The sequence below is a fragment of the Ruoffia sp. FAM 20857 genome, assembly GCF_045528645.1.
Classification (GTDB): Bacteria; Bacillota; Bacilli; order Lactobacillales; family Aerococcaceae; genus Ruoffia; species Ruoffia halotolerans.
In genome coordinates this window covers 1-8,045 of the sequence record NZ_JBGQRB010000065.1, presented here as the reverse complement: position 1 = coordinate 8,045, position 8,045 = coordinate 1, and the positions used below count along the sequence as shown (strand labels likewise).

Annotated in this window: 8 protein-coding genes and 2 pseudogenes; 1 reads left to right on the top strand and 9 read right to left on the bottom strand. The window is 37.1% G+C overall.

Going from position 1 to position 8,045, the window contains the following annotated elements; translation table 11 throughout:
* Nucleotides 1-180: 180 nt before the first annotated feature.
* On the bottom strand, nt 181-627 hold the full coding sequence (locus ACEN4N_RS10650) for an organic hydroperoxide resistance protein (protein ID WP_407094211.1): 447 nt from the start codon (nt 625-627) through the stop codon (nt 181-183).
* A gap of 457 nt (nt 628-1,084) precedes the next feature.
* Here ACEN4N_RS10650 and ACEN4N_RS10645 point away from each other — a divergent pair.
* Nucleotides 1,085-1,564 (top strand): annotated as a pseudogene (locus ACEN4N_RS10645) (IS30 family transposase); the annotation flags it as partial.
* 1 nt (nt 1,565) lies between these two features.
* On the opposite strand, the gene ACEN4N_RS10640 reads toward ACEN4N_RS10645, so the two are convergent.
* The 8 genes and pseudogenes from ACEN4N_RS10640 to ACEN4N_RS10605 all read right to left on the bottom strand — a co-directional run bounded on the left by ACEN4N_RS10640 (nt 1,566) and on the right by ACEN4N_RS10605 (nt 7,556).
* Nucleotides 1,566-1,727 carry a hypothetical protein gene (locus ACEN4N_RS10640; protein ID WP_407094210.1) on the bottom strand — a complete coding sequence of 54 codons (162 nt, stop codon included), beginning with the start codon at nt 1,725-1,727 and terminating at the stop codon, nt 1,566-1,568.
* A 145-nt stretch (nt 1,728-1,872) separates the two neighbouring features.
* Nucleotides 1,873-2,217 carry a hypothetical protein gene (locus ACEN4N_RS10635; protein WP_407094209.1) on the bottom strand — a complete coding sequence of 115 codons (345 nt, stop codon included), beginning with the start codon at nt 2,215-2,217 and terminating at the stop codon, nt 1,873-1,875.
* A gap of 159 nt (nt 2,218-2,376) precedes the next feature.
* On the bottom strand, nt 2,377-3,084 hold the full coding sequence (locus tag ACEN4N_RS10630) for a DUF4230 domain-containing protein (RefSeq protein WP_407090520.1): 708 nt from the start codon (nt 3,082-3,084) through the stop codon (nt 2,377-2,379).
* A 93-nt stretch (nt 3,085-3,177) separates the two neighbouring features.
* Nucleotides 3,178-3,699, bottom strand: a complete 522-nt coding sequence (locus ACEN4N_RS10625; RefSeq protein ID WP_407094208.1) for a hypothetical protein — start codon at nt 3,697-3,699, stop codon at nt 3,178-3,180.
* Nucleotides 3,700-3,739: 40 nt separating this feature from the next.
* Complete coding sequence (locus tag ACEN4N_RS10620) at nt 3,740-4,081, bottom strand: transposase (protein WP_407094207.1); 342 nt, start codon at nt 4,079-4,081, stop codon at nt 3,740-3,742.
* Nucleotides 4,082-4,409: 328 nt separating this feature from the next.
* Nucleotides 4,410-6,182: a flavocytochrome c gene (locus tag ACEN4N_RS10615; RefSeq protein WP_407094206.1), complete on the bottom strand. Its 1,773-nt coding sequence runs from the start codon at nt 6,180-6,182 to the stop codon at nt 4,410-4,412.
* A 379-nt stretch (nt 6,183-6,561) separates the two neighbouring features.
* Nucleotides 6,562-7,233: pseudogene (locus ACEN4N_RS10610) on the bottom strand (IS3 family transposase); the annotation flags it as partial.
* A 71-nt stretch (nt 7,234-7,304) separates the two neighbouring features.
* The gene (locus ACEN4N_RS10605; RefSeq protein WP_407094205.1) at nt 7,305-7,556 is read right to left on the bottom strand and encodes a transposase; all 252 of its coding nucleotides are present in this window, start codon (nt 7,554-7,556) and stop codon (nt 7,305-7,307) included.
* Nucleotides 7,557-8,045: the final 489 nt, after the last annotated feature.

Sequence of the window (8,045 nt, the reverse complement as noted above, 5' to 3'; positions counted from 1 at the left end):
AAGATGTGTGTATGGATTCATAGCTTTCTCCTTCTAATAGTTGGTTGGTACATCTATTTTATAGGAAAACTATGGATCTTTTTTTATTTTATTATTGTTGTTGCACTTAAATTGTAAATTCGTCATAAAAATAAAAAAAGCCAGAACATATTCGCCCTGGCTCATTTAATCTAATACTAATTATTTTTCTTGGCTCGCATCATAATCTACAGCTTTAACGAAGACATCGATATTCCCAGCAACAGCCTTAGAATAAGGGCATACAGTATGTGCCTCATCCGCAAACTTCTGCGTCTCTTCGCGATCAAAGTCTTGAATTCCCACTTGAATCTCAACTTCTAACTTAAAATCCGCCGCATCCTGCTTCTTGTAAAGACGTACTGTATGAAGAACTTGCGACGCATTCTTAACCTTATGCTTACCCTTCACCAATTCTAAAGCTCCGTGGAAACACGCACCGTAACCTAAGGCGAATAACTGCTCAGGATTCTGACCTTCACCCGAACCACCCATATCTTTAGGTGTCGTAATCTTCACCTCATACGTCCCATCCGCTAAGTAACTCACTCCATCACGACCACCCGTATTCACTGCACTTGTCTCATAAAGCTGTTGATAATCCGTCATCCCACATTCTCCTTTACTTATTTGATACCCCCATTATAGCACATACTAATCCTATTGCTCTTGACATAGGTCAAGGCTTGGCGAAAGTTTATGACTAGAATTCACAAAAATATTAAACTTGTGATTGCCCTGTAAGTGGATGAATCTATGCCATCACAGCTGGCGACTTAATATTGTCGAGTTTAATAACGTCTCGTTGTGCTTCACGAGACTCTGTTCCTCGCTAAATAGAGCCTCGAGTAAAAACTCTTAGAAAAGTTATTAAATCACTTTTCTAAGGGTCAACATTAAGTCATTGTGTGAAATGCGGGAAATACGGCTACACTTCAGTGTTTTGCACCTGTTTGTTGAGCCAGGATTTTACTATCTCTTTTTCTCTTCCCCTAGGCGCTCTGCGATGACTTGACTTGAGGTCACTATTAAGTTCATCAATAAACAAGCTTATCCTTCTTACCACAAAGAATTTGGACATTTAGAAGGTGATACCATCATCGGTAAAAACCATAAGAGTGCCGTGATCACCTTTGCGGAAAGAGCGTCTAAGTTAATCATTGCTTTAAAGACACCCGGCCGGAAGGCCGAAGACATCGAGGTCACCTTGACCAACTGGTTTAAACAGCTACCCAAGAATCTTTTTAAGTCGATAACGTTTGACTGTGGCAAGGAATTTTCCAACTGGAAAAGTTTAAGCAATCATCAGGATATTTCTGTTTTCTTTGCAGATCCGGGCTGTCCCTCTCAACGTGGCCTCAACGAACATTCGAATGGGCTCTTGCGTAAAGATGGATTACCTAAACAAATGGACTTCAATGAAGTGAACCAAGCGTTTATTTCTTCGGTCGCCATTCGTAGGAATAAGATTCCTAGAAAGTCTTTAAATTATAAGACCCCGTTGGAGGTCTTTCTTGAGAATGTGTCTGGGTTAAATTATTTCTAGTTTAAATTGACAAACGAAAATATACATCTTCACTCACACCAGCGTCTTCCCCCACAAAACCAGCCGGACTACTATTACCACTAGCTCCTTCACCTTCATAAGGAACACTTAATCCTTCTGCTTTCGACAGGTATTCTGAATCACCCGTACTCCATAATTTCAACTTATTCTTAGCAGCGTAGTCTTGGGCTTGGTAGATTGCTTGGACATACTTACTGTTAGGGAGGTAGCCATTGATATAGCGAGCGATAGCTAAGCCTCAGTGACAAGAATCTTTTGAAGCAAGATGCCATCAACCCAGATATGGACTAGATCCCTTTGATACTTATCTTTGGTTGCCCTTCATACTCGATTTGTATGAGGACAGCCTTTATGAGTAAGGCGCGCACCCTATTCTTCGCCTCTTTTGCGTAAGGTTTATTCTGCATCTCTGACGCATCAATGAGCAAGAATCGTGCTTTTATAGATGGTTCCTCTGCTCGATCCAAGATAAAATCAGTCGTATCGCCATCAATCACACTGAAATCCTTGACAGTAATAAGCTCGCTTTTGTTCTGACTCTCGGCGAGTATTTTGTAGCCTAAGATCTCTTCTGTGACTTTTGCACTGATTGCGGTAGGGAAGATGACGCTGATTAAAATCACAACCACCATGAAAGTATTGATTAATTTTTTTCATCGTAATTCTCCTCCCTTCGTTCTATAACTAGTTATTATACTCCGCTTTAATATTATGACAATGATGGGTGTTTTTAGGAAAAACAAAAACCAGCTTCCTACATTACTGTAGAAAACTGGTTGTATTTTTAATATCTATTGGAAAACGATTGTGTAATTTCCATCCTCAATCTCTGGGTTAATTTTCAAGACTGTCATAATCGCTTGTTGGGCTTGTTTGTTAGCTTCTTCTAATAGGCCGTTAGCAGTGGCTTGTTCTTCAACCACTTTCTCTTGCTCAATAGCGAAGGCTTGATAGTCTTCAATCTTAATTGGGTTGAAGATTGAGTTCTCTTCGTCCAACACTTTGATAGATACTTCATCTAGTTCATGAGACAGAATTTGAGAATCCGGGATATCAATGTAAATTTCTGCATCTCTCACATCAACATTCACAGCTTCCATGTCAATCCCAGCATGGATAATACCTGAATACGTTAAGATAAAATTCTTCTTAGTGAAAGGAACGTTCCAACCGTAAAATGTGTTCTGGTCCTCGAATGCGCCAGCATTAGTGTAATGATATTTAGTCGTAGTCAACTCTGATACCGTTTCAATCTGATGTTGTATTAAATTACTATCAATAGTTGGGCCTTCTTCTTCATCACCACTTGTTATAGCATAAACTCCTATACCCAATAGAAGAACAAGTACACCAATCACTAATGCAGTAAGAGAAAAAAGATTCAACGACTTAAATGCATTCAACCACTTTGGTGAAGAATTACTTCGTTCCTTGTTATCCCCAACAGTTGACTCATCTTTCAAAACTTTTTCTTCTTCCGTCAACTTTTTATCATCCATATCGCTACCTCCAATAATTAGTTTATCGTGTTTAAATTGTAATAATAGTCAATTTAGTATAACAAATTAAACGGCAATAAGCCTTAACTATTTTTAGTTTTTTTGACTATTTTCAATCTTCGCCGATGTAATAAGAGAGGTTACAACAGCCATCAACTTATTACCATCAATACTTTTACTAATATTAAAATTCTCCTGATTTTCTTTATTACTTATCAGATTCTTCCAGAAGACTTTTATATCTTGTTCGTTGAGATTAATATCATAGAGAAGATTCGCTAAGTAAATGATTAAGTCTTGATGACTATATATCTCATCTATACTTAAGCCTTCAAAATTATTCGCTTCCTCAAGTAAGACAAGCTTTCTAAAATACTCTGGTGGCACATTGGATTGTAAGCCCAATAAAGGGTTAATTAATAACTGAATAGATGATATTAATAAATTAATTGACATCCCTAGAGCATATTTTTGAGAATTAGACAACATATCATAATTATGTTCAAATTTCTTAATCTCGCGGGTTAACTCTTCACAGCACTGTTGTTGGTTACTTTTTTCACGCTTACGACAATGGTAATAACCACTTTTGGAAACACCTAAAACTTGGCACATCTTCACAACACGAAACTCGTGTCGGTGCTGTTCTATGAAGTCATAAATTACTTCTGGTCTTTGGCGAAGATGCCCATAGCCTTTTTAGAATTGCGTTTTCCTCTTCAAGATCACGCAATTTCTTTTGAAGGTCTTTCACTGCTTTGTCTTCTGGTGCGCTGTTCCCACTGCCGATAAAGTTTGAACCGTCTTCACTTTCTTTATATTTTTTGACCCAGTTGTAAAGCGTTTGTTCGGCTACATCTAATTCTCTAGCTACTTGCGCGTCAGCTTTTCCAGTTTGGACGACTAACTTTGCTGTGTGTATTTTAAATTCTTTATCATATTGTTTTCTCGTTGTCTTACACTCCATCCGTTCAATTGGTTTATGTTTAGTATACATTAAACTCCCAATTTAACATATCCCATATTTAGACTAACATCAAACTGCTCAATACTTATATCTCTATACTGCATATAAACACTTACTTTCAAAAAGATATTTGTAATTAATAATAACTTTTTAGGAGGAATAAGCAAAGGGAATTTTGTTGATGCATGAAATCAGACCAGTTTATAAGTATTGTAGAAAATGGGGTTAGATTTCTGTAATTAGCTAATGAACAAAATTTTATATAGTAATTAAATAATAAATAAGCAGGAAATCCGTTACTATCAGTAACGGATTCCCTGCTTTCAATTGTTATTTCTCTTTTATATTTCTACTTCAATTATTTCGCAATTTCTTGCCCAGCAATACGCCCGAAAGTAATTACATCTGAGATAGCATTGCCACCTAAGCGATTCTCACCATGCACAACGCCTGTTGCTTCACCTGCAGCATAAAGCCCTTCGATGACATTCCCCTCTGTATCTAATACTTGAGCTTGTGTATTAATAACTACTCCACCCATTGTATGATGTACAGACGGTTTACATTTCATCAGATAATATTTACCCTTTTCTAACGAGTGAAGTCCTGAACGATGATTGAAATCTGGATCTTTGCCATCCTCAGCATATTGATTTACCTTTTCTACGGTCTGTTTAAGCGCTTCTGAATCAATATCAAAATGTTCTGCTACTTCTTCAATTGAATCACCTACAACAAGTAGTTCTGACTCTAACAACTCATTGTATTCTGCCTCATGAAGCTCTTTAGATTGAGAAATTTGGTCTAGCTCATCATTCCATAATTGGTAGGCGTAAGAACCGGTTTGATCTAAGATAGCTTTAGAAATCACATCTCTACGTTCTAATTCTTCAACAAACCGTTGACCTTCCTGATTTATAAGAATAGCTCCATCAAATCGAGTATCAGCGAGTAATGAAATCATACCTGTTTCAGGGTTAGAGACCGGGTATGTTTGAATATTTTCCATATTGGTTAGAGCAGCTCCAACTTCTTCTGCCATTGTTAACCCATCCCCGGTTGATCCGACTGAAACTGTACTTAAATATTCCTCGCCATATTCAGAATTGGCTTCTTCACGCATTTCAACATTCGCACCAAAACCTCCACTTGTTATAATTACACCATCATTAGCATGGAATTTATAATCCGTTCCATTATTATGAGTTGCTTCAACACCAACGACTTTATTATTTTCGTCTTGGATCAGTTTTGTAGCTTTAGTATCAAGATAAGTAGCCACACCTACCTCATCAGCCTTATTCTTTAATTTTATTACTAACTCCTGACCAGTGTGCCCAAGAGGAATTAATGCACGCTCAACACTGTGTCCTCCGAATTGGAAAAGCTGATCTTCATAAAATTCTACCCCTACATGGTCTTTCAGCCACTCCGCAGAAGCTAAAGCATTTTCAGCTAAAACTTGAATAATTTCAGGGTCTCCCTTTTCATTCCCACCTTCAAATGTATCCTGATAATATAATTCAACACTATCCTTTTCAGAAATACCTAATTTCTCTTGAACCCAATTACCCGGTGCATTCATTTCGCCCCCACTAATAAGAGTATTACCTCCTACTGCAGGCATTTTTTCTAGTAACAAGACTGACTTCCCAGCTTCAGCTGCTTCAATAGATGCACTTAGTCCTGCACCACCAGCTCCAATAATGACAATATCATAAGTTTCTTCTTCAATTTCTCTCGACTCTTCAGTATTACCTTTTTCTATTGTAGTAAGTGAGATACCTGACTTTTCGATCGCATCTTGCACAGCTTGTAAAAATCCTTCACTTGTCGCTGTTGATCCTGATACAACATCCACTTCTACAGAATTATTCTCAATAATGGCGTCACTTAGTGATTGATACACCGGTTCAGCGAGCACTTCATTCTCCTGACTATCAAGCACCTCAATCGATTGAATCTTTTCATCTTCAACCGTCACTTCTACTTTTACATCCCCATGCTTTCCTTGTCCAATCCCTTCAAACACTTTAGCATCGACAGATTGAGAAGGTATTACTGACATCAACACGGCTAGCATTAATAATAATACTGTAAAGATAAGACTTGATTTATTAATAAACTTCATATGTTTTACTCCTTTATAAATTATTTTGATTAACTGAATGCCACTCTAGAGGATAGTTCAATGGTTTACAAGTTACTTTAAAAAAATACTCGAATCAAATTCGAGACTTTTCAATGACAGATAGTCAAAAAAAAAACATTTAAGAATACTACAGCCTCCTCCCTTTTGATTAATTAGTATTGAAAAAACCTTCATAGACTATCATACGATTGCCGTTCATATTGTTATGCACTCTTCAAATTCATTATATAAATATTTTTTATATGAGTCAAGGGATAATCAAAAATTATCATTGATATTAGATGACAATCAACTGGGAAGAGAGAACTGATACTATGTTAAGAAATTGGACAAATTAAATTGAGATATTCCAAAATATTTAATTTGAAGCTAACGCGCTTCGCTTGCTGGCCTTATCGTAACAGTTTCCTTTGCGGCTCATGCTCGTAATCATGTTGTGTTCACGCAGAATTCCTCGGTATTCATGTGACGCATACTGGCTGGTACGATCTGAATGATGAATCAGTCCTTCTGTTGGTTTTTGTCTACCAATCGCTCGCTTTAGCGCAACGATGACTAGCTCTTTTGTCATTCGATGGCTCATATGCCAACCTAGTATTCTTCGCGAATATAAATCCATAATGGTCGCTAAATATAGCCAGCCTTCATTCGTGCGGATATACGTAATATCGCCGACCCAAACCTTTCCAGGAGTGTCCACTTGAAATTTTTGATTCAGTAAATTTGGATAAATCGGAAAGGAATGTTTGGAATTCGTTATCGCTTTATATTTCTTGACCTTTTTTGAGCGAATTCCCTCCGCTTTCATAATTCGGGTTACTGTTTTCTGAGAAACATTTATTCTTTTTTGATTTAATTTTTTCGTAATTTTAGGACTGCCATAAATAGAGCGTGAATTAATATAAACCTCTTTTATTTGGCGGGTTAACTCTTCACAGCACAGTTGTTGGTTACTTTTTTCACGCTTACGCCAATGGTAATAGCTACTTTTGGAAACACCTAAAACTTGGCACACCTTCACAACACTAAACTCGTGTCGGTGCTATTCTATGAAATCATAAATTACTTCTGGACTTTGGCGAAGATGCCCATAGCCTTTTTTTAAATTGCGTTTTCCTCTTCAAGATCACGCAATTTGTTTTGAAGGTCTTTCACTGCTTTGTCTTCTGGCGCGCTGTTCCCACAGCCAATAAAGTTTGAACCGTCTTCACTTTCTTTATATTTTTTGACCCAGTTGTGAAGCGTTTGTTCGGCTACATCTAATTCTCTAGCTACTTGTGCGACAGCTTTTCCAGTTTGGACGACTAATTTTGCTGTGTGTATTTTAAATTCTTTATCATATCGTTTTCTCATTGTCTTACACTCCATCCGTTCAATTGGTTTATGTTTAGTATACATTAAACTCCCAATTTAACATGTCCCATATTTAGACTAACATCAGCTTGACCAATTCAATCATCCACCCCAAGCTGACATTTCATTATGGTAGTGCAAGCTACTACGTAATATTCAATAAAAGCCCCTTATTTTACATTAATAAGAAATCATTTCTATCTATTTCATTATTATGTCTTCTAACAAATAGTTGGAATTATATAGTTATTAAACATTATTTGAGGCAGAATTATGCTAAAAGAATATCAAGTAAGTCGCCCTATCTCTTCCAGTAATGGTGGAGCACCTTCTGATTAGAAATAGCTTTTCTCCGCACTTGGTTGACTACCGCCAGCGAAATGTACCAGCGTTGCCAAGTTTTGTACCACCCTTTGCCATGAAATGTACCAGTCATTGCCAACCTGTTTACCACTTATTAACTTCTGTATAATTAATGTGCATGCCTAC

What these genes read in the sequence shown, in the direction of transcription:
- ACEN4N_RS10630 (WP_407090520.1), bottom strand. Translation starts at nt 3,084, where the DNA reads ATGGATGATAAAAAGTTGACGGAAGAAGAAAAAGTTTTGAAAGATGAG.
- ACEN4N_RS10620 (WP_407094207.1), bottom strand. Translation starts at nt 4,081, where the DNA reads ATGTATACTAAACATAAACCAATTGAACGGATGGAGTGTAAGACAACG.
- ACEN4N_RS10615 (WP_407094206.1), bottom strand. Translation starts at nt 6,182, where the DNA reads ATGAAGTTTATTAATAAATCAAGTCTTATCTTTACAGTATTATTATTA.
- ACEN4N_RS10605 (WP_407094205.1), bottom strand. Translation starts at nt 7,556, where the DNA reads ATGAGAAAACGATATGATAAAGAATTTAAAATACACACAGCAAAATTA.
- ACEN4N_RS10625 (WP_407094208.1), bottom strand. Translation starts at nt 3,699, where the DNA reads ATGTGCCAAGTTTTAGGTGTTTCCAAAAGTGGTTATTACCATTGTCGT.
- ACEN4N_RS10650 (WP_407094211.1), bottom strand. Translation starts at nt 627, where the DNA reads ATGACGGATTATCAACAGCTTTATGAGACAAGTGCAGTGAATACGGGT.
- ACEN4N_RS10635 (WP_407094209.1), bottom strand. Translation starts at nt 2,217, where the DNA reads ATGGTGGTTGTGATTTTAATCAGCGTCATCTTCCCTACCGCAATCAGT.